General features: G+C 68.8%; 19 protein-coding genes. 3 read left to right on the top strand and 16 right to left on the bottom strand.

The genetic code is table 11. The features are described from left to right. Position 1: 1 nt before the first annotated feature. From flgK to ASF53_RS03990, 6 genes are all read right to left on the bottom strand, one after another. A complete protein-coding gene (flgK, locus tag ASF53_RS04015) occupies positions 2–1,465 on the bottom strand; it encodes a flagellar hook-associated protein FlgK (protein ID WP_056194225.1) in 1,464 nt (487 codons plus the stop codon). A 78-nt stretch (positions 1,466–1,543) separates the two neighbouring features. After that, a complete protein-coding gene (locus ASF53_RS04010) occupies positions 1,544–2,755 on the bottom strand; it encodes a flagellar hook protein FlgE (RefSeq protein WP_056194222.1) in 1,212 nt (403 codons plus the stop codon). A gap of 202 nt (positions 2,756–2,957) precedes the next feature. Further along, entirely contained in the window at positions 2,958–4,286 is a 1,329-nt protein-coding gene (fliI, locus tag ASF53_RS04005) for a flagellar protein export ATPase FliI (RefSeq protein ID WP_003606033.1), read from the bottom strand. Positions 4,287–4,290: 4 nt separating this feature from the next. Next, positions 4,291–5,019: a flagellar basal-body rod protein FlgF gene (gene flgF, locus ASF53_RS04000; protein ID WP_056194219.1), complete on the bottom strand. Its 729-nt coding sequence runs from the start codon at positions 5,017–5,019 to the stop codon at positions 4,291–4,293. Between the two features lie 5 nt (positions 5,020–5,024). Further along, positions 5,025–6,278, bottom strand: coding sequence for a DUF1217 domain-containing protein (locus ASF53_RS03995; RefSeq protein WP_056194216.1), 1,254 nt, complete (start codon positions 6,276–6,278; stop codon positions 5,025–5,027). 181 nt (positions 6,279–6,459) lie between these two features. Further along, on the bottom strand, positions 6,460–7,029 hold the full coding sequence (locus tag ASF53_RS03990) for a hypothetical protein (RefSeq protein WP_056194213.1): 570 nt from the start codon (positions 7,027–7,029) through the stop codon (positions 6,460–6,462). 203 nt (positions 7,030–7,232) lie between these two features. On the opposite strand from ASF53_RS03990, the gene ASF53_RS03985 reads away from it, so the two are divergent. Further along, positions 7,233–7,532 carry a PilZ domain-containing protein gene (locus ASF53_RS03985; protein WP_056194209.1) on the top strand — a complete coding sequence of 100 codons (300 nt, stop codon included), beginning with the start codon at positions 7,233–7,235 and terminating at the stop codon, positions 7,530–7,532. A 453-nt stretch (positions 7,533–7,985) separates the two neighbouring features. After that, entirely contained in the window at positions 7,986–9,773 is a 1,788-nt protein-coding gene (locus ASF53_RS03980; protein WP_056194206.1) for a flagellin N-terminal helical domain-containing protein, read from the top strand. A 105-nt stretch (positions 9,774–9,878) separates the two neighbouring features. Here ASF53_RS03980 and ASF53_RS03975 read toward each other — a convergent pair whose 3' ends face one another. Next, positions 9,879–10,559 carry a response regulator transcription factor gene (locus ASF53_RS03975; protein ID WP_056194201.1) on the bottom strand — a complete coding sequence of 227 codons (681 nt, stop codon included), beginning with the start codon at positions 10,557–10,559 and terminating at the stop codon, positions 9,879–9,881. Between the two features lie 391 nt (positions 10,560–10,950). Here ASF53_RS03975 and ASF53_RS03970 point away from each other — a divergent pair, with 391 nt between their 5' ends. Then, on the top strand, positions 10,951–12,222 hold the full coding sequence (locus ASF53_RS03970) for an aspartate aminotransferase type Ic (protein WP_056194198.1): 1,272 nt from the start codon (positions 10,951–10,953) through the stop codon (positions 12,220–12,222). Here the strand turns inward: ASF53_RS03970 and ASF53_RS03965 are convergent. The 9 genes from ASF53_RS03965 to ASF53_RS03925 form a co-directional block, all read right to left on the bottom strand. Continuing rightward, the gene (locus ASF53_RS03965) at positions 12,219–13,322 is read right to left on the bottom strand and encodes a Fic family protein (protein ID WP_056194195.1); all 1,104 of its coding nucleotides are present in this window, start codon (positions 13,320–13,322) and stop codon (positions 12,219–12,221) included. The two genes, ASF53_RS03970 and ASF53_RS03965, sit on opposite strands and share 4 nt — an antisense overlap. A 53-nt stretch (positions 13,323–13,375) precedes the next feature. After that, complete coding sequence (locus ASF53_RS03960) at positions 13,376–14,497, bottom strand: ATP-dependent DNA helicase (protein WP_056194192.1); 1,122 nt, start codon at positions 14,495–14,497, stop codon at positions 13,376–13,378. Between the two features lie 47 nt (positions 14,498–14,544). Then, on the bottom strand, positions 14,545–15,468 hold the full coding sequence (hemF, locus tag ASF53_RS03955) for an oxygen-dependent coproporphyrinogen oxidase (RefSeq protein ID WP_056194189.1): 924 nt from the start codon (positions 15,466–15,468) through the stop codon (positions 14,545–14,547). A gap of 43 nt (positions 15,469–15,511) precedes the next feature. Next, complete coding sequence (locus ASF53_RS03950; RefSeq protein ID WP_056194185.1) at positions 15,512–17,689, bottom strand: TonB-dependent siderophore receptor; 2,178 nt, start codon at positions 17,687–17,689, stop codon at positions 15,512–15,514. A 191-nt stretch (positions 17,690–17,880) separates the two neighbouring features. Next, a complete protein-coding gene (locus tag ASF53_RS03945) occupies positions 17,881–19,587 on the bottom strand; it encodes a flotillin family protein (protein WP_056194181.1) in 1,707 nt (568 codons plus the stop codon). A 36-nt stretch (positions 19,588–19,623) separates the two neighbouring features. Further along, the gene (locus ASF53_RS03940) at positions 19,624–20,292 is read right to left on the bottom strand and encodes an OB-fold-containig protein (protein WP_056194176.1); all 669 of its coding nucleotides are present in this window, start codon (positions 20,290–20,292) and stop codon (positions 19,624–19,626) included. After that, positions 20,289–21,428: a PspA/IM30 family protein gene (locus ASF53_RS03935; protein WP_056194172.1), complete on the bottom strand. Its 1,140-nt coding sequence runs from the start codon at positions 21,426–21,428 to the stop codon at positions 20,289–20,291. Before ASF53_RS03935 ends, ASF53_RS03940 begins: the two co-directional genes overlap by 4 nt. Before the next feature lie 263 nt (positions 21,429–21,691). Beyond that, entirely contained in the window at positions 21,692–23,389 is a 1,698-nt protein-coding gene (locus tag ASF53_RS03930) for a methyl-accepting chemotaxis protein (protein WP_056194169.1), read from the bottom strand. Between the two features lie 195 nt (positions 23,390–23,584). After that, complete coding sequence (locus ASF53_RS03925) at positions 23,585–24,034, bottom strand: tRNA (cytidine(34)-2'-O)-methyltransferase (protein WP_056194166.1); 450 nt, start codon at positions 24,032–24,034, stop codon at positions 23,585–23,587. Between the last annotated feature and the right edge of the window lie 52 nt (positions 24,035–24,086).

Below are 24,086 nucleotides of genomic sequence, written 5' to 3'. Positions count from 1 at the left end.
ATCACCGCACCGCGTCGAAGAGGGTCTTGAGGAGGTCGTTGACGACCGAGAGGAGCTTGGCCGACGCGCTGTAGGAGCGCTCCAACTGAAGGGCGAGGGCGGTCTCGTCGTCGCCGTTCACGCCCGCGACGTTCGAGAGCGCCTCGTTGGCGCGCGTCAGCAGGGTCTTCTGGTAGGAGGCATCGGTCGACGCGTCCTTGCGCTGCGCTTCGAGCCACCCTGCGGAGGCCGAGGCGAGGTCGGGCAGGCCGGCGGAGGTGCCGAGGCCGAGGGCCGGATCGACGGGCTGGGCCGCCGTCAGCGCGGTGAGAAGCCCGCGAAGGCGGCCCGCATAGGCCGCGTCGCCGCCCGCCGCCGGGTCGATGTAGTCGCTGCCGTTCATGCCGCCGTTGCGCAGCAGGGCGACGGAGCCGCCGCGGGCCGGATCGACCGCCGCGTGGACCGAAATCGAGGCCGCGAGGCCGGTGCGCCCGGCGCCCGTCGGCAGGATGCCGCTGCCGCCCGCGGTGAACAGGCCGGCTCGCGGACCTTCGTCAATCAACGAGAAGTCGGTCTCGGCGAAGGCATCGATCAACCCGCCGGCGAGGGCGTCGAGCTGTGCCTCGTACTGGACCGCCGCCCCGTCGCGCAGGGCCGCGAGCCCGGCGATCCGCCCGGACCCGAGCGGCATCGGCGAGGCGGGTCCGGTCACCGGCACGCCGTCGATCCTCACGCCGCCGCCGACGGTGCCCGCGGCAAAGACGGAGGTGTCCGTGAACGTGACCGTGCGCGGGCCGCGCTCGAACAGGGTCACGCCGCCATCGGTGTAGAGCGCCATGTCGCCGCCCTCGCGGGCCACGGCGTGAACGCCGATCTCCTGCGACAGCGCGGTCAGGATACGGTCGCGGTCGTCCAGTGCGTCGGTGGCATCGCCGCCGAGGGCTGTGGCCTTGGTCACGGCGCGGTTGGCGGTGTCGAACCGGACGAGGAGGTCGTTGATGCGGGTCACCGAAGCGGCGATGCCGGCATCGGCCTCCGCCCGTGTGGCGTGCACGGCGTCCGCCGCTTGGTTCAGGCTTCCCGCCAGGGCCTTGGCGGACTCGACCGCGTCACGGGCGAGCTGCGCGTTGTCGGGCTGGTTGGCGGCGGCCTGGAGCGCAGCCTGAAAAGCCGTGAGGCGCGCGGCCGGCGCTGTGGGGTCCGCGGTGTCGCCGATGGTCTGGGCGAGCTTCGTCAGCCCGGTGAGAAGGGCGTCGCCGCGGGCGGCGTCGGACGAGGCGGTGAGCGTGCGGGCATAGAGCGCCGGGTCGCCCGCACGGGTGATCGTCACCGTGGCGCCGCCCGCGCTGCCGGCGACCAGCGTCGCGATCTTGCGCGAATAGCCGGGATCGTTCGCGCCCGCGACGTTGCGCGCGGAGACGGCGATCTGGTTCGAGTTCGCGAGCAGCGAGGCGCGCGCGGTGTTGAGCGCGAGGGTGAGACCCATCGGTCGGTTCCTGGGACGCGATACGAGACGGGGGCGCCGGTGTCGGGCCGGCGCCCCCGGATGCGACGATGGTCCGCGTCAGCGCTTCAGGTTCATCAGGGTTTCGAGCAGCTCGTTGCCGGTCATGAACACCTTGGAATTGGCGGTGTAGACCGTCTGCGACTCGATCATCGTGGTCAGTTCGGTGCTGACATCGACGTTGGACTGTTCGAGTGCGCCCGCCTTCAGGATGCCGCGCCCGCCCTGGCCGGCGAAGCCGACCTGGATGTCGCCGGATTCGGCGCTCGTGGTGAAGACGTTGCCCGCCCGCGGCGCGAGGTTGTCGGGGCTCGCCACATCCGCCAGCGGCACCTTGAACGCGGCCTTGCGGGTGCCGTCGGTGTAGACGGCGTAGACCGTGCCGTCCTCGCCGAAGGCAGTTCCGCTCACGGAGGTGGGCGAGGAGCCGTTGGCGGTGCCGGAGAGGTTGTGGTCGCCGGAGAGCTGCGTCAGGCCGCCCAGATCCACGGTGATGCTGCGGCCGTTCGGCACGTTCACCAGGGCCGAGCCGCCGCCATTGACCTTGCCGTTGCCGTCGAAGGTCACGCTGGTCGAGCCGACGGACGCGCCCGGCGTCGCCGGATCGAAGAATGCGACCGTCCACGTATTGGCGGCGGACTTGGTCATCTGGACGTCGAGCGTCACCGGCCGGCCGACATTGTCGTAGACCTTGAGCGAGTTCTTCTTCGAGTAGCCGATGGCACCCGTCGCCGTCGGATCGTAGACCGGCGTCTCGAAGGAGAGGTTGCCGCTGACCGTCGCCGAGGTGGAGGGACGTGCCTCCTGGCCCATCACGCTGACATTGACCGGCTTGAGGTCGGCCACGCCGTTGAGGACCGGGTTCGGGGTGCCGTTGGCGAGGCTGTATCCCATCAGGGTGAAGCCGCCGGCATTGACGAGGTTGCCGGACTTGCCGTCGACGACGAAGTTGCCGGCCCGCGTCATGAAGGGCGCGCCGCCCGCGTCGCTCACCACGAAGAAGCCGTTGCCCTGGATCGCGAGATCCTTGTCGGAATTGGTCGAGGCGATGGGGCCGCCCTCGCTCACCGAACGGCGCAAGGTGGTCTCGACCGCACCCGAGTTGTAGTTGCCGACATCGCCGGAATCGAGCAGCAGCGATGAGAACTCGGCCGAAGTACGCTTATAGCCGGTGGTGCTGGCGTTCTGAATGTTCTCGGCCACCGTCGAGATACGGTTGGACTGAGCGTTCATTCCGGAAACGCCGGTGCGGAGCACGCCGATGAGACTCATGCGGACACCTCGTTGACTTTCGAATTCTTGCGCACTGGACACGGTGTCGCTTGCGCGGGGCTGAAGGCGTGGTCGATCACGGACGGCGATGCGTTCGGCGCTTCGTCGTCTGCCCCCGCGAGGGCGGGGCGGCGCAGGCAAGTTTTCGCAGCCTGCATAGATTTGGCTGCGTCCGCCGGGTCATCGAAATGCAAAGTCATCCTCATCCCCGCAGGGACTGGGCGAGTTCGAGGAAGGCGTCGCGGCTCGGCGGCTGGCCCGGTTCCTGGCGCAGGGCTTCGTAGATCCGCGGCACGAGGCTCACGGCCTGGTCGAGGTCGGGATCGCTGCCGGCGCGGTAGCCGCCCATGAGGCGCAGATCCCGCGTCTCCTCGAACCGCGCCATCATGCTCTTGAGCTTGCGCACCAGCTCGCGCTGGTCCCCGGTCCAGACCTCGCCCGCGAGGCGCGAAATCGAGCCGAGCAGCTCGATCGCCGGGTAGCGGCCCTGCTCGGCGATGGCGCGGTCGAGCACCACGTGGCCGTCGAGGGTGCCGCGGATCGAGTCGGCGACCGGGTCGTTGTGGTCGTCGCCATCGACCAGCACCGAGAAGATGCCGGTGATCGTGCCGGTGCCCTCCGCGCCGGGGCCGGCGCGTTCCAAGAGCCGCGGCAGGTCCGAAAAGACGCTCGGCGGATAGCCCCGCGCCACCGCCGGCTCGCCCGCGGCGAGCGCCACGTCGCGGGCGGCGTGGGCGTAGCGGGTCACGGAATCGACGATGAGCAGCACCGACTCGCCGCGGTCGCGGAAGGACTCGGCCACGGCCAGCGCCACCTTCGGCGCTTGGCGACGCATCATCGGGCTCTCGTCGCCGGTCGAGACCACGATCACGGCGCGGTCGCGAGCCGCCGCAATCGGCCCTTCGAGGAACTCGCGTACCTCGCGTCCGCGCTCGCCGACGAGCGCGACCACGACGCTGTCGAAGCCTTGCGCCCCGGCCAGCATCGCCAGCAGGGTCGATTTGCCGACGCCGGAGCCGGCGAAGATGCCGATGCGCTGGCCGGCGCAGAGCGGCGTGAACAGGTCGATCGCCCGCACCCCCGTGGGCAGCGGCGTCTTCACCCGGGCGCGGGTCATCGCGGCGGGCGGGTCAGCGTCGAGCGGAACGCTGGCAGGCCCCTCGGCCAGGGGGCCGAGCCCATCGACGGGGCGGCCGAGCGCGTCGATCACCCGGCCCTTCCAGCGCGGGTCCGGGCGCAACTGCGCCGGGCCGATGCGGTGGGCGAGGCTGCCGATGCCGGCCTCGATCCGGCTCTCGAACGGCTTCACCGTGGCGCCGGCCGCATCGATGCGGACCACCTCGCCGACCTGCGTGCGGCCGTCGGCGGAAAAGCCCATGCGGTCGCCGAGCCGCACGAAGGCGGACACGCCCGCGACCCGCGCCGCGCTGGCGGTCACCTCGCGCACGGGGCCGGCGACCCGCACCAGCGGCAGGTCGCGGCGCCCGGCCTCCATCGCCCGTTCCAGGCGCTCGATCGCGTTGAGGGTCATCGCATCACCCCTGCGGTCCCAGCGTCTTGACGGCGCCGGTGAGGGTGGTGTCGGCCTCCGAGGTCATCGTCGCCGCGCTCTCGAAGGCGCGCTGGATCGCGATGAGCTTGGTCATCTCCAGGATCGGGTTGACGTTGGCGCCCTCGACATAGCCCTGGACGAGGCCGATGCGGGTGAAGTCCTGAACCGGCCGGGCGGGCAGGCTCGCGGCGACGGCATTCTCGCCCGAGCGCGTCAGCGTCGCCTTCGGGTCGATGCTGAACAGGCCGAGCGCGCCGACTTGGTTCACGCCCTGGTGGATGCTGCCGTCGCGGCCGATCTTCGGCGGCCCGGCCTGGGGATCGAGCAGCAGGGGGCCGCCGCCGGGATCGACCACCGGCAGGCCGCCCACCGTGCGCAGCTGCCCGTTTGCGTCCATCGTCAGGCGGCCGTCGCGGGTATAGAGCGTGTCGCCCTTCGGGCCCTTTACGCCGAGCCACGCATCACCCTGCACGGCGACATCGAGGGTGGAATCGGTCTTCGTCGTCGGGCCAGCGGCCCGCGAGATGGTGTTCTTGCCCGGACCGACGAAGGCGACCTCGCCGCGGTTCGAGCGGGCGAGCAGTTCGGAAAAGCTGACTTCCTCCGCCCGGAAGCCCACCGTCGCCATGTTGGCGACGTTGTTGGCGGTGGTGGTCAGGCGCTTTTCGAGGGCGATCTGGCTCGACAGGGCGACGTAGAGGCTGCTCTGCATGGCCCTTAAGCTCCGAACCGCGCCGTCTGCACGCTCTGGAGCGTCTCGGCGTCGAGGCTGCCCGTGCCGGTGAACAGGGCGAGGATGGGGGCGCTGGCGGTGTTGTTCTGCGCGTCCCAGATCGCCGCGAAGCGCCGCACGAAGGCGTCGAGCTTGGCAGGGTCGCGGAAGCTCGCGACGTCGATCTTGCTGGCAATCATTTGGGCGCGCTTGGCCAGGGCCTCGCTCGTCGCCGCGCCGCTCGTCGCCGGCAGGCCGATCACGGTGTTGGCGACTTGGCTCAGCGCCGCGTCGCCGAGGATGTCGTAGGCGCTCGTCAGCGTCGATGCCTTGCGGGCGAAGTAGAGCGCGAGGCGCACGCCGGTATCGGCGTCGCCCGCTTCGCTCTCCAGCGATTGGCGCAGATAGGCCTGGGTGACGGTCTGGGCCATCTTGTCCGGTCCCAGATCCGTGCCGAAGCCGACATCGACGGCGGTTCGATCGGCGGAGAGCGGCGCGTTGCGGATCGTCAGGGTGCGGTTCTGCCCGCCCGCATTCACCAGCGTGTCGGCATTCGGGCCGGTGCCGCCGTAAGCGCCGTCGGCGCCGAGATCGGTCAGCGCGGTGGTCTCGAAGAACAGGCTCCCGTCGGCGGCAAGCCCCGCCTGGACCTTGCCCTTCAGGGCGGAGGCCTCGATCTGCGCCGCCACCGCCGCCGCGATCTCCGACGGCGTCACCTTGGCGGGATTCGCGACCCGCCCGGCCAGGGTTTGCGCGTTGAGCCGGATCGTGACCGATTGCGTCGTCTTGGCGTCGAGTTGGGACTCCACGAGGAAGCTCGCCTCGGCCCGGCCGCTGAAATCGTAGGTGTCGGCCAGGAGCTTCGGCGCGCTGAGCGAGGCGGGGCGCGGCGCGTCACCGAAGCGTGCGGGATCGGCGCCGTTGGCGGTGACGCCCTGGCCGAAGCTGAATGCCTTGGCGAAGGCGGTGTAGCGGTCGTCCGCAAGGCGGTTGGCGAAGCTCGCCGCGCTGGCCGCCCCTTCCTCCAGCACCTTGCGCATGAACGCCTTGGCGTAGGTCATGTCCTCCAGGCCGTAGGCCTTCATGGCATAGGCATAGAGGCGCTGGTCGCCGAGCAGGTCGTCGACCGATTTCACCCCGCCGATATGCGCCTCGTAATAGGCGGTCTCCCGGGCCACCGTCGGCTCGGCCGCCTTGCGCGAGAGCGAGGCGGGGAGATCCTTGGCGATCAGCCGGTAGCTGGTGAGGGTGTCGGTCACGGGCAGGCGCCTGAGTGGGAGCGCGGGAGGGAGGCAACCAGCGGCCCGGCGGTGCGAGCCGGATCCGACGCGTGAGGGTCTTGTTTTCGCGTCGTCTTGTCCGAAAGCCGGTTGCCGCCTTTCGGGCCGATGCTTAGGGCGGTTCCCTTGTCCCAGGCTTGTCCGCCTCCGGCCGGTCGCGTCACGGCGCCACCGGGCCGATGATCGTTTCGGTCGTGATCACGACCCAGCCCGCGCCGGTCCGGCGGATCGACAGGACGCGGCCCGCGCCGGGCAGCACGCTGCCGAGCGCGGCGGTGCGCTGGCCTTCCCGGTTCTCCAGGATTGCGATGCCGTCGGTGACCCCGCGCAGGGCGTAGGCGCCTGCGGGCGGCAGGGCCGATGACTCCGCCGGACCCTGAAGGCCGGCGGTTGCCGCCGCGGGCCGGTCGGGCAGCGAGCCGGTGGTGGCCGGATCGAAATCGGGGTCGGCGAGGCGGCCCTGCGCCACGGTCTTCTTCCAGGTGAAGGGCGCGGTGCCGGCGGGCAGCACCGCCTGCACCGAATAATCATGCGTTCCGGTCGCGATGGCGTAGCCTGCGAACCCGCTGGCGGTCAGGGCGAGCAGGACGAGGCCGGCCAGGACGGTGCGTTCGCCGGCCGCCTCGCGGGCGCGGCGGGCGGCGATGCTCCCCGCCACCGGCCGCGCCGGCAGACGGGCGGCGCGTGCGGCGGTGCCGAGGGAGGATCGCCGTGCGGAATCGGACGTCATGGAGGTCTCGGCAGGTGATCCCGGGGCGCCGCGCGAAACCGATCCGCTGCGCGTGCCCCGGGGGCGGAAGCGTCATCCTTCATGAACCGTCTACAAATATGCTTGACGTCCGGTTAACGATGCTGCGCGAAGGGACGTCCCGTCTCATCGACAGCGCCGGGGACGGTCATTAAGCCGATGGGTGAGGGCGCCGGGGAGCGAGCATGGCCGATCCGCGGGAAAATGTTTCGCCGGAAGCCGCCCCGCCCGTCGAACGGGTGGGCAAGCGCCACCGCGTCGTCCAGCAGGGCCGCATCGTCCTCGGCCCCGAACACCTGATCGCCTGCACCGTGCGCGACCTCTCGCGCCAGGGCGCCAAGATCCGCGTCGCCCCCGAACATGACCTGCCGGAGATGTTTTCTCTCGTGATCGCCGCGCATGACCTGCGCACGATGACCGTCCGGCTGTGCTGGCGCCGCGGAGATTTCGCCGGTGTCGCCTTCGAGGGCGAGCCGGTCGTTTAGAGCCGCGTCCGATCGGACGGCATCAGGCCGGAATCTCCTAAGTCTCTGTTTCGAAACGAATTATTTCGACGATCCGGTGACCCCTTCGTCGGAATGCGCTCTCGCCGCTTCTCCACAGGCACGAGGCCGACCTGTGGAGGACACGCGGCGGGACGGTGCCGGGCGGGCTCGCTTAATCGCTTCGTAACGGGGTGCGGCCATTGTCGGCTCATCGCGAGGCGCCTTCGGCAACCATACGAAGCCGCCTTCGAGAAGAGGCCAGCGGGTGAACCCTCCGACGGGTTCACAGACATGATGTCGGTCCGTTGATCCGGTGCGAGTCCGGAGGTGTGATGCGCGGCGAAACGAGCCTCCAGGGGCTCGCCGCGGCCCTCTCGATAGGGTCGTGCGGCCGCACCGGTGCAAGTCCGGTCCTGAGAACCGTCCCCCCTCTTTTTGCCGGAAGTCTGACCTGTGACCAGCTTGCTTACCAACATCTCCGCCATGACGGCGCTGACGACGCTCAAGGGCATCAACAGCCAGCTCGACGCCACCTCCAACCGCGTCTCCACCGGCCAGCGCGTCTCGACCGCCTCCGACAACGCCGCCTACTGGTCGATCGCCACCACCGTGCGCACCGACAACGCCTCCCTCTCGGCGGTCAAGGACTCGCTCGGCCTCGGCTCTTCGGCGGTCGACACCGCCTATAACGGCCTGAACTCGATCCTGTCCGACATGCAGAACCTGCGCGCCAAGCTGCAGACCGCGCTGCAGCCGGGCGTCGACCGCGCCAAGGTGCAGACGGAAGTCGCCGCTCTCCAGAGTAAGATGAAGGCAACGGCCGACTCCTCGAACTCGTCGGGCCAGAACTGGCTTTCGGTCAACTCGTCCGCCTCCAACACCGGCTATCAGGCAACGCAGAAGGTAGTGGCGGGCTTCTCCCGCGATAGCGGCGGCACGATTAACTTCTCGATGATCAACGTGAACGTGCAGAGCATCAAGCTGTACGACACCAACTCCACCAGCGTAACGACGGCAGCAACGAACGCGCAGATCGTCGGCACGACCTCGTTGACGGGAACGGCCGCCTTCAGCGCCGGTGCCGGCACGGCTGACTTCAGCGGTCCGAACGAAGTAAGCATGACTTTGACTCTGGGTGCGACCGCCACGACGGTTAGCCTGAATGCCGCTTCACTGAAATCAGCCGCGAAGGATCTCACCAAGGTCACGACTGACGAGTTCCTGAAAGCCGTCAACAACCAAATCTCTGCCTCCTCCCTGAGCGGCAAGATCTCGGCAGGCCTTGATGATGCCGGCCGTTTGACCTTCACCACCGCCGATACCGGCGCCTCCACTTCCCTGAACGTCACTGTAGCCGACCCCTCCGCCACCAATAAGAAACTGATCGACGTCGGCTTCGGCACGACCACGGGCGTCGCGACTTCGGCAATCGTTACCGGTAGCACCGTCAGCTCGTTCAACCTTTCCGGTGCCAACACCAGGGTCATCACCATCAACGATGGCACGACCGCGAAGACCGTGACCCTGAACGCGGCGAGCTACGCGGCGCTCGGCTCGCCGACGTCGGGGGGTAACACCGCCGTCAACGGCAGTGACGTCGCGGCGATGATCAACACGCAGCTTGCGAACGCTGCGACGGGTACGCCTGCCGGTGCCAGCAAGGTGACCGCTGCGTTCGCGGGTGGCCGCCTCACTCTGTCGAGCTCCGACACGGGCACCGCCAGCACGGTGACCATCGGCGGTGCCGACGCTGCCGCCTTCGGCTTTGCCGCCGCCACGACGAACGGTCTGGCCGCCGGCACGGTGGTGTCCCGGACGGCGTCGGGCACCGATGCCGGCACCACGCAGGCACAGGGCATCCTCGACACCAACGTCGGCACCTACAATGCACAGTTCGGCGGCGGCACCTACTCGATCGCCAACATCGACATCTCCAAGCTCGTCGGCACTAACGGTGACGCGGACCTCTCCGCCGTGATCACGGCAGTGGACAAGGCGATCGCCAAGGTCACGGATGCCGGCACCAAGCTCGGTGCCAACAAGACCCAGATCGACGGCCAGAAGACCTTCGTCGATACGCTGATGAAGGCCAACGACCGCACGATCGGCATCCTGGTCGATGCCGACATCGAGGAAGAATCGACCAAGCTGAAGGCGCTCCAGACCCAGCAGCAGCTCGCGGTTCAGGCGCTCTCGATCGCCAACTCCGGCAGCCAGACCGTACTCTCGCTCTTCCGCTAAGCCGAATGACCGGCCCGCCCCACCGGGCGGGCCCCAGGGAAACGGAAAAAGGCCGCGCTCTCACCGAGCGCGGCCTTTTTCATTGAGGGATCGTGTGGGGAGTCTTCAGCCGACGAAGGTGTAGCCCGCCATCCGCTTGGCCTCGATCGGGTCGTAGCCCAGACGCATCCGCAGCTTCTTGCGCAGCTTGCTGATATGGCCCTCGACCACGCTCTCCTCGACGCTGGTGTCGAGGTCGCCGTAGACCGCCGTGAAGATCTGGCCCTTGGTCACCTGCCGGCCGCGGTTCTTCGAGAGATATTCGAGGATGTGGCGCTCGCGCCGGGGAAGGATCAGGCAGGCGCCGTCGATCTCGGGGTCGCGGCCGTCGGTATAGACCTTGAGGCGGCCCGCCCGGTCGGGGGCCGGTGCCGGCTCGACGCCCCGGCCGGTCCGGCGCCGGATCGCGGTGGCGCGGGCGATGATCTCGCGGACATGGACGGGCTTGCGCACCACGTCGTCGATGCCGACCGTGAACAGCGCCAGGGTCTGCTCTAGGGAGCGGGTCTCGTTGAGAGCGATGATCGGCGCCCGGCTGAGCGAGCGGATCGCCACCGTGCAGGAGGCGCGGTCGGCGCAATCGCCGATCAGGAAGCCGTCGATCGCCTCGACGTCGATCCGCGGCGCGGCGTCGAGCCAATCCTTCATCGACCCGATGGCCAACCCCTGCGCCTTCACGCCCTCCGCGCCGAAGCCAGCGACGTAGTGGTCGGTCACGCTCTGCCGCTCGTCGACAACGATGTACATCGTCTGTGCCCGAAGATGTCCAAGGTCATTGCGTCAGACGCGGGTGTCACCCGCGCACCGCTATGGCCGCTTGAACTGTTGAGGACTGTCGAATTCTTTCGGATCACGGTTTGGGAGCGTATTCGCTGTCGCGAGACGTTCCTGCCTGCCGCTCCCTCCATCATTTGACGGATTTAGCTTTTTGGTTGGAATGGTTAACGGCGCGTTAAGGCCAAGCTCGCACTTCGTCCCATGTTAGGAGTTTGATCATCTCGCACTTGCACACGTGGCAGATGCGCCACAGTGCGGTGGGGCGCCCCCCGCGCTCGCCCACGTCTTTCCGGCGGGATGGGCTTGACCGGGCGCGCGCTGCGGGTTCGAACGCGGGCTCGGCACCGCCACGAGGAATCCCATGCCGTCGCTGTCCACCCTGTCGCCCGAAGCGCTGTCGGAGCTGCGCTCCCGCCTGCGCGGCGAGTACGAAGCCCTGAAAGCACAGGGGCTCAAGCTCGACATGACCCGCGGCAAGCCCGCCTCCGATCAACTCGACCTCGCCGCCGAGATGCTGGCGCTTCCCGGCAACCGCGACACCACCGCCGAGGACGGCAGCGACGCCCGCAACTACGGCAACCTCCAGGGCCTGCCCGAGACCCGCGCGCTGTTCGCGCCGGTGCTCGGCGCGCCGCCGGAGCAGATCGTCATCGCCAACAATTCGAGCCTCGCGCTGATGCACGATGTGCTCGTCTACGCCCTGCTGAAGGGCGTGCCCGGCGGCGCGGGTCCATGGTCGAAGCAGGAGCCGATCACCATCCTCTGCCCCGTTCCGGGCTACGACCGCCACTTCGCGCTGTGTGAGGGCTTCGGCATCCGCATGATCCCGATCCCGATGACGGGGGAGGGGCCGGACATGGAGGCGGTCGAGCGCGAGGCCGCCGACCCTTCGGTGAAGGGCATCTGGTGCGTGCCGCAATATTCGAACCCGAGCGGCGAGACCTATTCCGACGCGACCGTTCGGCGTCTGGCCTCGTTCAAGGCGGCGGCGCCCGATTTCCGCATCCTGTGGGACAACGCCTACGCGGTGCACCATCTCACCGAGGCACGGCCCGCGCTCGTCAACATCCTGGAGGCCTGCGCCGAGGCCGGGAATCCCGACCGGCCGATCGTGTTCGCCTCGACCTCGAAGGTGACGCTGGCCGGCGCCGGCCTCGCGATGCTGGCCGCCTCGCCCGCCAACGTGAAATGGTATCTCGCCCAGGCCGGGCGCCGCAGCATCGGGCCGGACAAGCTCAACCAGCTCCGCCATGTCCGCTTCCTGCGCGACGCCGCCGGGATCGCCGCGCATATGGAGCGCCACCGCGCCCTGATCGCCCCGAAATTCACCGCGGTGGAAGAGGCGTTCGCCGCCCGTCTCGACGGTTGGGAGGTCGCGCACTGGAGCCGGCCGCTGGGCGGCTACTTCATCACGCTCGATGTCGCCGACGGCACCGCCTCGCAGGTCGTCCAGCTCGCGGGTGAAGCGGGCATCGCGCTCACGCCCGCCGGCGCGACGCATCCCTACGGCAAGGATCCGCACGACCGGACCCTGCGCATCGCGCCGACCTTCCCGAAGCTCGACGCCGTGCGCAAGGCGGCCGAGGCGGTGGCTTTGTGCACGCTGCTGGCCGCCGTGGAGGTGCGGGTTTAAAGAGCGAGCGCGTAGTTCGTGCTGCGTCCGCCGCCGGGTTCCTTGATCAGGAGGCCGGCGGTGATCAGTCCTTCGATATCGCGAAGGGCCGTATCCTGCGAGCACTTGGCGATCTTGGCCCATTTCGAGGTCGTCAGCTTGCCCTGGAAGCCGTCGAGCAGACGGTTGATCATCAGGCGCTGGCGGTCGTTGAGCGTCTTTGTCGCCAGGATCTCCCAGACCTGTGCCTTGCGGAGGACGGCTGCGAGCGTCGTCTCGGCATCGCTCAGTGCTTGGTCGAGCACGTCGAGGAACCAAGCGAGACGCACCGTGATGTCGAGGTCGCCCTTCTGAGTGGCTTCGAGGGTCGCGTAATAATCGCTCCGCTCGACGCGAAGCCGCGACGACAGGCTGTAGAAGCGCTGCCCCGTTCCCTCGGAGCGCGCCAGGGCGAGATCGGCGATGGCGCGGGCAATCCGCCCGTTGCCGTCGTCGAACGGATGGATCGTCACGAACCAGATATGGGCCACGGCGGCCTTGAGGACGGGATCGATCCCCGGGTCTCGCGCTTCGAACCACGCCAGGAACGCATCCATTTCCGTGGCGATCCGCTCGGCAGCCGGCGCACGGAAGTGGACCCGCTCGCGGCCCATCGGGCCGGAGACGACCTGCATCGGGCCGAGTTCATCCGTTCGCCAGCCGCCGACCGTGAAGGCCTTGCGCCCGTGCCCGCCTTCCGGGAACAGCTCCCTGTGCCAACGGAACAGCCGTTCCGTCGTCAGGGGTTCAGCATAGCCCTGCGTGGCATCGAGCAACATGGCAACGAGGCCTTCGACCGGGCGCTCGACGGGGACCATCCCGGCACGGTCGAGACCGAGCCGTCGGGCCACCGACGAGCGGACCTGCTCTCGATCGAGGATCTCCCCCTCGATCTCGCTCGTCTTCAAGGCGTCCTGAACAAGGGTCTGGAAGACGGCCTCTGTCTCTAGCTCGAACCCGAGCGCCTCCATGCGGCCGAGCACGCGTCCCTGATGGTGGCGGACCTCGGCCAACCGCACGGCGAGCGCGCTGACGTCCCAGCGGAAATGCGGCCAGTCGGGTCGATCGTAGATGTACGCCACATTCTCCGCATATCATGCGGAGATTAGCGATCGCAATCTCCGCATGATGTCGATCACACCACCACGGTGATCGCCTGCGCCGCGCGCGTCAGGCCGGTATAGAGCCAGCGGGCGCGGTGCTCGCGAAACGCGTAGGATTCGTCGAACAGGACCACCTTGTCCCATTGCGATCCTTGCGCCTTGTGGACGGTGAGCGCGTAGCCGTAGGTGAACTCGTCGGTCTCGCGGCGTAGGAAAAGTGGGATCTCTTCCTCCGAGCCCTCGATCACCTGCCGCAGCACCTTGATGTCCACGGCGCGGCGGCGCGCGGCCGGATCGTCCTCGGGCACTACGTCAAGGCGGATCGTGTCCGGGCGGGGCGGGGCGCGCAGGGCCTGCACCGTCCAGGTCGAGCCGTTGAGCAGGCCCTTGGTGCGGTCGTTGCGCAGGCAAACCAGCTTCTCACCCACCGACGGCATCGGGTCGGTGTGGCCGGCGAGTTCCCGCAGGCGGTTGTTGTACAGGCGCCGCGTCCGGTTGAGGCCGACCAGAACCTGATCGCAGTCGAGCACCTGGGCCGGGTCGATGTCGCGGCGGCGGACCACCCGGCTCTGGCCATACTCGCCGACTTCGAGCCGGCCGCCTTCGCGGATCGTCATCGCCATGCGCACGATCGGATCGTCGGCGGCCTGGCGGTGGACGTCGGTGAGCATCACGTCGGGCTCGGCTTCGGTGAAGAAGCCGCCGCCGCGCACCGGCGGCAACTGGGCGGGATCGCCCAGCACCAGCACCGGCTTGTCGAAAGAGAGGAGGTCGTGGCCGAGGTCGGAATCAACCATCGAGCACTCGTCGATGACGATGAGATCGGCCTTAGTCGCCGGGCCGGAGCGGTTGAGGCTGAAGGTCGGGCCGCCCTCGTCGCCCTCCTTGGTGCGGTAGATCAGCGAGTGGATCGTCGCCGCCTCGTCGCAGCCCTTCTGGCGCATGACCGAGGCCGCCTTGCCGGTGAAGGCGCCGTAGACGACCGGGCCGTCGATGTCGTCGGCGATGCGGCGGGCGAGCGTGGTCTTGCCGGTGCCGGCATAGCCGAACAGGCGGAAGACCTGGGAGCCGCCCTCCTTGCGCCAGCGGGCGATGGCTTTCAGCGCCTCGTCCTGTTGCGGGGCGAAACGGGTGGGAAGGGACGACTCGGCCATGGCGTCACGTCATAAACGAGTCAGCCGATTTGTGGACCGTCTTCCGGTCAGGGCCAACGCACCGTTGGCGGCAGGGAGGACAGGATCGAGGCGACGTTGCCGCCGGTCTTCAGGCCGAAGATGGTGCCGCGGTCGTAGAGCAGGTTGAACTCCACGTAGCGTCCGCGCCGCACCTGCTGCTCCTCCCGGTCGGCCTCGGTCCAGGCCTGTGCGAGGTTGCGCCGGACGATCTCCGGATAGGCCTTGAGGAAGGCCCCGCCGACATCGCGGGTATAGGCCAGATCCGCCTGCGGATCGCCGGTCCAGTGATAATCGTAGAAGATGCCGCCGATACCGCGGGGCTCGTTGCGGTGCTTGAGGTGGAAATACTCGTCGCACCACGCTTTGTACTTCTCGTAGTCGGCGGCCGGCGCGTGTTTCTCGCAGGCCTCGCGCAGGCAGGCATGGAAGAACTGGGTGTCCGCATCCTCCTGCGTCCGGCGCCGGTCGAGCACGGGGGTGAGGTCGGCCCCGCCGCCGAACCACGCCTTGGTCGTCACGACGAAGCGGGTGTTCATGTGCACCGTCGGAACGTTCGGGTTCCAGGGGTGGACGATCAGCGAGATGCCGGTGGCGAAGAAGCGCGGATCTTCGGCCGCACCCGGCATCTGCGCCCGGAATTCCGGCGCGAACTCGCCGTGCACGGTCGAGATGTGGACGCCGGCCTTCTCGAAGACGCGGCCCTTCAGCATCGCCATGACGCCGCCGCCGCCCGGCGTGCCGCTATGGTCCGTGCGCTGCCACGGCGTCTTCTCGAATTTGCCCGCCTCTTTCGGCGCATCTGGATGGAAGGGGCCGGTCGCCTCCGCCTCCAGCGTCTCCAGCGCGGCGGTGATCCGGTCGCGCAGGGTGGAAAACCACGCCGCCGCCTCGCTCTTCAGCGCGGCGAGGTCGTCGGGTGAGGGGAGGGGAGAAGCCGTCGCGTCGCTCATGCGAGAGGCTTTCCCACTCGGACCGCGATCCGTCAATTCGGGCTCAGAACTTGTAGGTCAGGCTGCCGAGGATGGTGCGCCGCGTGCCGACGAAGCAATCGCCGCGGGCCAGGCAGGTCGAGAGATACCGCGTGTCGGCGATGTTGGAGACGTTGAGCTGCGCGCGCCAATGCGCGTCCTCCCAGCCGACCAGCGCGTCGGCGAGCGTCACGGCCGGCGTGTTGAAGCTGTTGAGCGAGCCGTCGAACGATTCGCCGATATGGCGCACGCCGCCGCCGACGAGGAAGGTGCCGGGCATGTCGGCCAGGGTGAAGCGGTGCGTCACCCAGAGCGAGGCGAGGTGCAGCGGCTGGGTCTCGACCCGCGCCCCGGCATTGTCGCCGGCCGCGTAGCGGGCATCGGTATAGGCGTAGCTCGCGATGATGTTGGTGTCGGTGTTGATGGTGGCGATCGCCTCGATGTCGCCGCCCTGGATCTTGACCTTCCCGGTCTGGATCGAGATCGGCAGGCCGCTCGGATCGGGGGTGAGCCGGTTGCGCTCCACCGTGTCGTAGATCGCCGCGTTGACCGCGAACCACGGGGTCGGGTTGTACTTGAAGCCGCCCTCGATCTGCTCGCCCTCGATCGGCCGGCAGGCCCCGCCGGCACAGACATTGGCGCCGAAGATCGGGGTGAACGAGGTCGCGTAGGAGACGTAAGGGGTCAGCCCGTTCTCGAAGGCGTACATCAGGCCGATGCGGCCGGTGGTTGCCTCGCCGGCGACGCTCTCCGCGCCGCGCGTGGCGCTGTTCACCCAATCGTGCCGTATTGTGGCGAGCACGATCCACTGACCGAACTTGATCTGATCCTGAAGGTAGAGGCCGGTCTGGCTCTGCGAGAGCGCGGTCGGCACGCCGAGGGTCGGCGGCGTCACGCCGACATAGACCGGCGCGTAGAGATCGAACGGGCGGGCATCGGTGCCGAAGCCGGTGCGGGTGCTGTCCCATTGCTGGCGGAAATCCACGCCGCCGAGCACGAGGTGCGAGAGCGGCCCGGTATCGAATCGCCCCTGCAGGTTGGTGTCGGTGGTGATCCGGTCCTTGATCGAACTCACGCGGTAGGTGAACCGATCGACCGTCCGGCGGGCCGGGTCGAGGAACGGCGCGTTCGGCCGATCCGCGCTCGGTGTCAGCGTGTAGACGTTGCCGTAGGCCGATTGGTACGTGCCGTCGATGTGGCTGTAGCGCAGGTTCTGCCGCAGGATCAGGTTGTCGTCGAAGCGGTGCTCGAACAGGCTGGTGATTGAACTCGTCTCGGTCTCGTAGCGGTTGAAATTCGGATCCCCCGTGAAGCGGTTCAGCGGGATGAAGCCGTTCGGGCCGGCATAGAGCGAGCCCTCGCGCGGCAGGAAGGCGTCGGAGGCGCCGAACGCATCCTTCTGGTGCAGGCCGATCAGGGTCCAGTTCGTGTCGGCGGAGGGGCGCCACGTCACCGAGGGGTTGATGACGTAGCGGTCATTGGCGACGAAATCGGTCTGGGCATCGGCGAGCCGCCCGACGCCGACGAAGCGGTAGAGGAACTGACCATCCTCGGTCAGGCGCCCGGTCGAATCCGTGAAGGCTTCCTTCCAGCCGAAATTGCCGAACCGCACCCCGGCCTCGGTATAGGGCACGTCGAGGGGACGTTTCGAGACGAGGTTGATCAGGCCGCCCACGGGGCTCGACCCGTAGAGGGTCGAGGCGGGGCCGCGCAGCACCTCGAAGCGCGAGAGGGTGTAGGGATCGGGCCGCGGCTCGTTGAAGACGTCGGGATCCTTCAGGCGCAGGCCGTCGAGGAAGATCGCCGCGTCCGAGCCGCGGATGCGCGGATAGTCGCCGCGGGTGCTCGGGCCGTAGGCCTCGGCGGCGACGCCCGCGGTGTAGCGCAGGGCCTCCTGCACGCTGGTGGCGGCCTGCTCGCGGACCTGCTGCTCGCCGACGACGCTGATCGATTGCGGCGTCTCCTTCAGCGCCGTGTCGGTCTTGGTGCCGGTGGCGCTGCGCTGCGCGACGTAGCCGGGGACCGGGCCGAAGGCGCTCTCGGTGCCGGCCCCGCTGGGGCCGCTGCCTGAACCCTCGACGCTGAGCGTCTCCAGCGTCACCACCTCCTGCGCCCAGGCCGCGCCCGACGAACCGAGGGCGGCCGTGCCGGCGAGAAAAGCGGCAAGGCCGTAACGCAGTCGATCACGCAACGCAGACGACATTCAGAAACCCTATTTTGTTACTCGCTGAGGATGCAGCTAGAACGAGGGCCTGAGCTTCGCAACACAGGTTATGTTTCTGGAAATGGAACGATTCAACTCTTCAAGGGGATCCGGGTTTATCTTCAAGCATCAGGCATGACCTTTGGGAAGATCATGCCTGTGCACATTCCGTCTTCGTTGTTTCTTTTCGGTCACTCGACCGCGGCGGCATGCCCGTTGGCGGCCGGCTCGACGGCCGTGCCGTTGCGCAGCCCGCCGACCAGCGTATCGAGGCTGCCCTTGCCCTCGGCGAAGCCTGCCTCGTTCAAAATCGCGCCGAGGATCGGGCTGTTATACTGGTAGCGCAGCAGGTGGCCCGAAAGGCTGTCGCCGAAATTGGCCGAGACGCCGCCCGCGCCGTTGCCGCCGCCCATCATCCCGCCCGCATCGAAGATGCGGATCGAGTCGATCTTCTCCACCGCCCGCATGCTCTCGCGCAGGGCGTCCGGGATGATGCCGAGGCGCTTGAGGCCGGTCTCGAAGGCGCGGGCCTCGGCCGAGAGCGCGTTGCGCGCCTCGTTCATGGCCCGCTCGCGCTCGGCCTCGGCCTGTCCGAGCTTGGCGATGGCCTCCGCCCGCGAGGCGGCGGCGGTCGCCTCGGCCTCGGCCAGGGTGATGATGGCGTTGGCGCGGTCCTCGGCGGCGCGCCGCTCGGCCTCCGCCGTCACGGTGACGCCGGTCGCCTCCCGCTCGGCCTCCTGCTTGGCGGCGATGACGGTGACCTCGCGCTCACGCTCGGCGATCTCCTTGGCTTTCGCCGTGGCGACGCGCTCCTCCGCCGCTACGGCGAGTGCCTCCGCTGCCTTGGCGGCGGCACGGGCCTGCGATTCCTTCTCCGAGCGCTCGGCGATCTTGATGGCGTTGTCCTGCAGGATGAGCTGGCGCTCGCGCTCGGCCTCCGCGTTGCGCTGGGCGATGGCGAGATCCGCCTCGATCCGCGCGCCCTCCGAGTTCTTGCGCGCCTCGGCCTCGCGCAGGCGCACCACCTGCTCGCGCTCGATCCGCGCGGTCTCCTCGCTCTGCTGGGCACGCTGCTCGGCCTGGGCGGTCTCGGCCCGAGTCTCAGCGGTCTTGTTGGCGATGTCGCGTTCCTGGGCGAGTTCCGCCTCGCGGGTGGTGCGCTTGATCTCGAGCTGCTTGAGCGCGGTCTCGCGATCCTTCTCGGCGACCGCGACCTCGGCGTCGCGCTCGGTGGCGTTGCGCTCCTTGCGGCGCTGCTCGGTGATCTCCTTGAGCCGCGCCAGACCTTCCGCGTCGAACGAGTTGTCGGGGTTGAAATGTTCGATCGAGGTCTGGTCGAGGCGGGTCAGCGAGGCGGATTCGAGTTCGAGGCCGTTATGGCGCAGATCGCCCGAGACCGCCTCCTGCACGCCCTTCACGAAGGCGGCGCGCTTCTCCTGAAGGTCGGGCAGGGTCATGCCGGCGGCGACCGAGCGCAGGGCATCGACGAACTTCGCCTCGATCAATTCGCGCAGCAGCATCGCGTCGTTGGTGCGGTCACCCAGCGTCTGGGCGGCGAGCGCGATCGATTCCTCCTTGGGTTCGACGCGGACGTAGAACTCGACGGTGATGTCGGCCCGCAGACGGTCCTTGGTGATGAGCGACTCGTTGCCCGAGCGCTTCACTTCGAGGCGCAGGGTGTTGAGGTTCACCATGGCGATGGAGTGGAACACCGGCAGCAGCACCGCGCCGCCATCGACCACGACCTTGCGCCCGCCCAGACCCGTGCGGACGAAGGCGGTGTCGCGCGTCGTGCGCCGGTAGAGCCGGCTGAACACGAAGCCGATGCCGAGCAACGCGACGACGATAATGCCGGCAATCACCAGCAGGTTGACGATGCCGGAGCTGACCAAATCCATCGTGAGCGACCCTTTCGGTGGGGAGAGAAACAGCGATCAGAGATCCGGCGTGGCGGGCACCGCGACGTAGACGGCGTCGGCCCGGTCCACGATCAGGACGCGGGCGCCGACTTCCATGGCCGGGGCTCCGGGGGCGGCGCGGGTGCGCAGGAAGTGCGTGTTGCCGTGGCGGTCCACCGCGCGGACTTGACCCGGAAGGCCTTGATCGAGCGGGCCGAGGGTGACCTCCGCCGTCGCGCCGATCAGGTCGTCGGCGGTGACGACGTAGCTTTCGTCCCGCGGGATCAGCCGGGCGATGGCCTTGGTCGAGACCCGCAGGGCCGGCAGCGTCGCCGCGCCCGCGAGCAGGATCGCGGCCGGTGCCGGCAGGGGCGCGAGAAGGGCGGCAGCAAGGCCCTGGAGAACGAAGCCCGCTAGCGCGAAGACGGCCAGGGCAAGAATCAGCAGGATCAGGAACGGAACCCGTCCGAGATTGATCCACGACATCAGCGCGGCGGGCGAGAGCGCCCCGCCGGCATCCGCCGCGGTCGCGAGGTCGCCCCCACCGCCCGCCTCGTGGCCGAGGGCCCCCTCCACCGCCGCCGAGAGCGACTGCCCGAAGAGGAGGGACAACGCCTCCACCACGACGAGGCCGGCCATCACCGCCGCCGCCAGGGTAAAGGGGAACAGGGCGGGAGCGACCCAGGGCGCTACCAGGGCACTCACGAAGGGCGGCCCTGCTTCAGCGCGGCGAGGCGCCGCTCGATGGCGTCGTCGCGGTGCAGCCGGTCGAGTTCCTCCACCGAGGGGTCGGCGACCGATGAGGCCGTGCCGGTGACCCGGTCGATCGCCCGCAGCGATTGTTCGAGTTGGCGGGTGCGCGCCGCCTCCTCGCTGCCGTAGCCGTCGAGCGGGTCGGCCGCCTTCGCCGGGGGCCGGCGCAGCAGCGCGATCCGGTGCTCGGCGTCGCGCCGGGCGGCGGTGGCGGCCTGCATCGCTTTCGTCGCCGCCGCGTGCCGCTCCGCCACATCCGCGAGGCTCGAATCGATCGCCTCGATCTGGCTCTCCAGGTCGAGCTGACGGCTGATGCCGGCCCGTGCCAGATCCTCGCGCCCGCTCGACAGCGCCAGGGACAGCTTCTCGGGCAGGGAAGTCCGCTCGCCGTCGAGCTGGCCGCGGCGGGCGGTGAGGCGGTGCTCCTCGGCCTTGATCTTGCCGAGGTCGAGCCGCGCCTCGTGGATCACCGCGTCGATCTCGCGAAGCGCCTGCTCGGCGATCGCGAGGCCGTTGCGGTCCTCCACCGCGTCGATGGCGGCATTGGACAGGCCGCCGATGATCCGGCCGACGCGGGTCAGGATGTTCTCGGGCATGCGGGTCTCCTCCTTCGGTGCGGTGACGGAGACGCCCACCTGGATGGTGAGCGTGTCGCCCGCGAGCGTGAGGCGGGCGCTGGAGAGTTCGCGCCAGGGGCCGTCATAGCCCTCGACGCGGTAGGGCATCGTCCGCCGGCCGTTCATCGTGGTCAGCGCGATCTCCGAGGCGCCCTTCACGCTGAACAGCTTGTCGTCGAGCGGCATCGACGTGACGGTCTCGGGGTCGAACCCGGCGGGGCGTTGCGCGAAGTCGCGGATGCCGAGCGTCACGAGGCGGGCCGGCAGCCCGGTCTCGTCGCGCACGCGTCCGTAGCCGTGCTCGATCAGGGCGACGACGTTGGCCCGCAAACCGTGCTCCCGGCGGATCTCCTCGAGCAGAACGAGCATCCGCCGATAGGCCGCGAGCAGGGCGCAGACCGCATCGAGATCGGCCGGCTCGGGAAGGAGCCGGTAGGTGAGGCGAGAGGGAAGGGTTCCTGAGCGGGTCACGACTCGAAGCTAAAACACCGTTTTGGTGTCTTCAAGCGTCACACACGCTTCAGATGTAACATTCGAGGGTTGCTGCCCGTGATGGGTGTGCTGCGGCACATCGTTCCCACCCCGATGGGCCGGCGTCGCGTTTCGTCATCGGGCTGTTACGCCACGGCGCCGCGACCTCGCCCTGCGATTCGCGGGGCGCCGAACCGAGCGCCAACGAAAAAGACCCCGCCCGTTGGGGCGAGGTCTTTCGGTCATGCCGTTCTGCGTGGGTCTCAGGCGGCCCGGACGGTGGCAAGGAAGCGGTGCACCTCGGCCGACAGGTGTTCGGATTGCCGTGACAGTTCGGAGGAGGAGGTGAGCACCTGGCTCGCGGCGATGCCGGTCTCCTCCGAAGCCTGGGCCACCCCGGAGATGTTGCGCGTCACTTCCGACGTGCCGCTCGACGCCTGCGCCACGTTGCGCACGATTTCCTGCGTCGCCGCGCCCTGTTCCTCGACGGCGGCGGCGATGCCGGTGGCGACGTTGTTGATCTCGCGGATCCGGCTGGTGATCGCGCCGATCGCCGTGACCGCCTGATCCGTGACCCCCTGGATCTCACCGATCTGACCCGAGATCTCCTCGGTGGCGCGCGCCGTCTGGCTGGCCAGTTCCTTCACCTCGGACGCCACGACCGCGAAGCCGCGGCCGGCTTCGCCCGCGCGGGCCGCCTCGATGGTCGCGTTCAAGGCGAGGAGGTTGGTCTGCGAGGCGATGTTCGAGATCAGTCCGACCATGTCGCCGATCCGGGCCGAAGTCGTCCGCAGCGCCTGCACGAGATGGGTGGTCTGATCGGCCTCGCCGACGGCCGCCTGCGCCAGGCCGGCGGAGCCCTGCACCTGACGGCCGATCTCCTGAACGGAAACCCCGAGTTCCTCGGCGGCCGCCGCGACCGTGCCGACATTGGAGGCGGCTTCCTCGGCTGCCGCGGCGACCGTGGTGGATTGCGAGGCGGTCTCGGTCGCGCTTGCGGTCATCTGCTGGGCCGTCGCCTGCAATTCGGTCGCCGAGGCGGACACCATGCCGACGATGCCGCCGACCGCGGCCTCGAAGCCGTCGGCCAGTTCGATCATCGTGCGCTTACGCTCGGCCGCTGCGGCTTCGTCCGAGCGCCGACGGACCTCGGCCTCCTCGGCGGCCTTGCGGGCGACCATGGCCTTGATGCCCTCGACGGCCCGGCCGACGGCGCCGATCTCGTCGCCGCGGGTGGCTTCCTTGATCTCCGCATCGATCTCGCCGCGGGCCATCCGCTGGAGGACGCCGACGAGGCTGCTGAGCGGGCGGTTCACCCCGAGCGTGACGATGAGGGCGGCCAGGACCAGGGCGCCCAGCAGGCCGACGGTCGCGAACCCGATGAGGGTGTAGGTCCCGCGATCGGAGGTCTCCATCGCCTGCGCCTTCGCCGTGGCCAGTTCGGTGGCCAGCAGCGTGGCCCGTTGCTGCATCCACTCGTTCAGCTTGAGTCGGGCCGGGATGCCGATGTCACGCGCGACGCGGAAAGCCTCTTCACCCTGCTGGCGCATGCCGAGGTCGTACACGCGATCGAGCGTCGCGAGGAAGCTTTCGACCTCCCGGCGCATCGCCTCGTTACCGCTCCGCCGCTCCGGTGTGTCCGCGAGGGCGACGAGCCGGTCGGCCGCTTCGCGGGCCTCCGCCATGCCAGCTTGCTGGCGCGTCCGGAAGCGTGTCCTGTTCTGCGGATTGCTCTCGAGCAGCATGTTGCGGTCCATGAGGGCAGCTTCGGTGATGCCGCCGCGCAGGTGCATCAGCGCATCCAGGCGCACGGCCTGGACATCGACGATCCGGGCCGTCTGTTCCGACAGGCCGCGCATCACGTCACGGGCATAGACGATCAGGCCCGCGCTGATCATCAGCGTCAAGGCTAGCGGTAAAGCGATCTTAACGATCAGCTTGGCGTTGCTGAGGAACCGCATCGAAATATCCAAAAATTCGGCAAAATGCCTAAAAGGTATTCAGCGATCTGCGCGTAAAAACCGAGTTAACATTTCTTGTAAGGCGGACTGCCTTGTCACGCGCCACCGGGCCCGGCGACGGAACGGCGAACGGGTGTCCCCTCCGAAATCGGAAGCTGTATCCGTTCGGGCACACAGCTTCCGGGCGGCCCGCCGTCACCCCACTTGTCGGATCGCTTCCCCCACCATCATCGCGGCGCAGACCGCGACGTTGAGCGAGCGCAGGCCCGGCCGGATCGGCACCACCACGCGGGCATCGGCCGCCGCGTGGACCGTGTCCGGCACGCCGGCGGATTCACGGCCCATCAGCAGGCAGTCGCCGTCGCGGAAGGCATGCTGGGTGTAGGGCACCGAGCCGGTGGTGGTGGCAAGCACGAGGCGGATGCCGGCCTCGCGCCGCCACGCCTCGAAGGCGTCCCAGGAGCGGTGGCGGGTGATGGTGACATGGTCGAGATAATCGAGCCCCGAGCGGCGCAGGTGCCGGTCGGACACGTCGAAGCCCGCCGGCTCGATGATCTCCACCGCCACCCCGAGGCAGGCGGCCATGCGCAGTATCGTGCCCGTGTTCTGCGGGATATCGGGCTGGTAGAGGGCGAGGCGCAGCATCGGCGGGCAGGGTTTGCGAAGGGGCAAGGCGGGGCAGGGTCTTGCCTGCGGC

The sequence above is a fragment of the Methylobacterium sp. Leaf123 genome, from assembly GCF_001423405.1.
Lineage (GTDB): Bacteria > Pseudomonadota > Alphaproteobacteria > Rhizobiales > Beijerinckiaceae > Methylobacterium.
This window is presented reverse-complemented; position numbering and strand designations above follow the sequence as displayed.